The following is a 1,468-nucleotide window of genomic DNA, read 5'->3' as shown; positions in this document are numbered from 1 at the left end:
CGAAAAATAACGCTAATTTAGTCCCAAACCGCGTGTAGCGCGGGAACGTTAGCGGTAATTCCCCCTAGACTACCGCCCTGACCCCGTAAGCTAACGGCGGAAGAGCGGAAAAATGAAGGGAATTTATAAGAAAAAATGGTTTTGTAAATATGTGATTTACAGAACATTAACAAAACGTTAGTTAGAATTATCCCGCAGAGTCAGGAATCTAACGCAACAAATGATAAATTTTATCTTTGTTGAATTGTAAAAAAATAAAAAAGTGAAACGAACGTTTCTCATTACTAAAAAAATGGCAGAAAGCACAAAATTATCAAAATCTCAATTTACCGTATTCTATAATTCTCTAATTAAAGGTTATAGTGAAGACTTTAAAAATATAATCGTAGGACATGATGAATTAGTTAAAAACTTATTTAAGAATAATGAAATTATTGAAATTGAAGATTTAGAAAAACATATTGATGAAATAACAGACAATGCTATTAAATCTTTACTATTAAGATTAATTGCAGTAAAAGAAATTATACATTGTAGAGATGATAATAAAAACCTTAATATAAAAGAGGTTTGGACATACATTTCAAAATCAATAAAGATTATCCCTAGTTGTTACACTATTTCTTCGATTGGCTCGCAAGGTTTTTTATCTATTCCATTGTATAAGTACGATGAAACTTTAGAAACATTTGATTTTATTAGATTACATATTTTTGACGATTCTCTAAATGAATTAATGGATTTAAAAAAATGTGAAGATTTTTCAGTTCATACTCATACCTTTTTTGCAAAAAGCTGGATTATTACTGGTAAAATAATAAACAATAGATACGATTATATTTTGCATTCAGAAAATTCTAAACATTCATTTTTTAAAGTCAAATACAATGATTCGCTAAATGAAGTAAATCAGCATACTTCTCTAGCTATTAATGAAAAGATAAATGTAGAATTATTTCAAACTTCAGAAGAAATTCATTTTGAAAAAGGATATTATGAAATAAAACCTGGTAAATTACACAAATCTGGCCATAAAAATTCTCCATTTGTTTCAGCAACCTTTTTTTCATTTACTGGAAAAGATGGGTTAGATAAATCAATTGTAATTGGTCCTAGAGAAATAGAGGTATCAGAAGTAAATAGAAAAATGATTATAGATCCTTTATATCTTTTAGAAAAAATAGATAACCAATTAAACAACTAATAAATGGATCAAAAAAAAACGATGTTACTTGATTGGATGCGAAAAATTCATCAATTAGAATATGCCCATTGTTTTCAATCATTGTATTACAGTAAACTTGAAAAAAGAATTGGAATATCTGCTTTTGTATTATCAACTTTAGTTGCTTTCTCATATAGGTTCCCAGCAGTTGAAAATATTTGTTTCAATACTTATTTCTTTTTTTTAAAAAAGGAATATTTACTACCTTTTATACTTCTTGTTGTTGCTTTACTTACCGGTTTG

General features: G+C 27.5%; 1 protein-coding gene and 1 pseudogene. Both read left to right on the top strand.

Going from position 1 to position 1,468, the window contains the following annotated elements; genetic code table 11:
- The first annotated feature begins 292 nt into the window (after positions 1 to 292).
- Complete coding sequence (locus tag AC061E_RS16555) at positions 293 to 1,204, top strand: hypothetical protein (protein ID WP_478287242.1); 912 nt, start codon at positions 293 to 295, stop codon at positions 1,202 to 1,204.
- Positions 1,205 to 1,207: 3 nt separating this feature from the next.
- A pseudogene (locus AC061E_RS16550) lies at positions 1,208 to 1,468 on the top strand (hypothetical protein); the annotation flags it as partial.

The organism is Flavobacterium sp. GNP011 (assembly GCF_056428925.1).
Note: the sequence above shows the minus strand (reverse complement) of the source record. Positions and strands in the feature narration are given on the sequence as shown.

Coding starts and splice junctions, on each gene's coding strand:
- AC061E_RS16555 (WP_478287242.1), top strand. CDS start 293: ATGGCAGAAAGCACAAAATTATCAAAATCTCAATTTACCGTATTCTAT.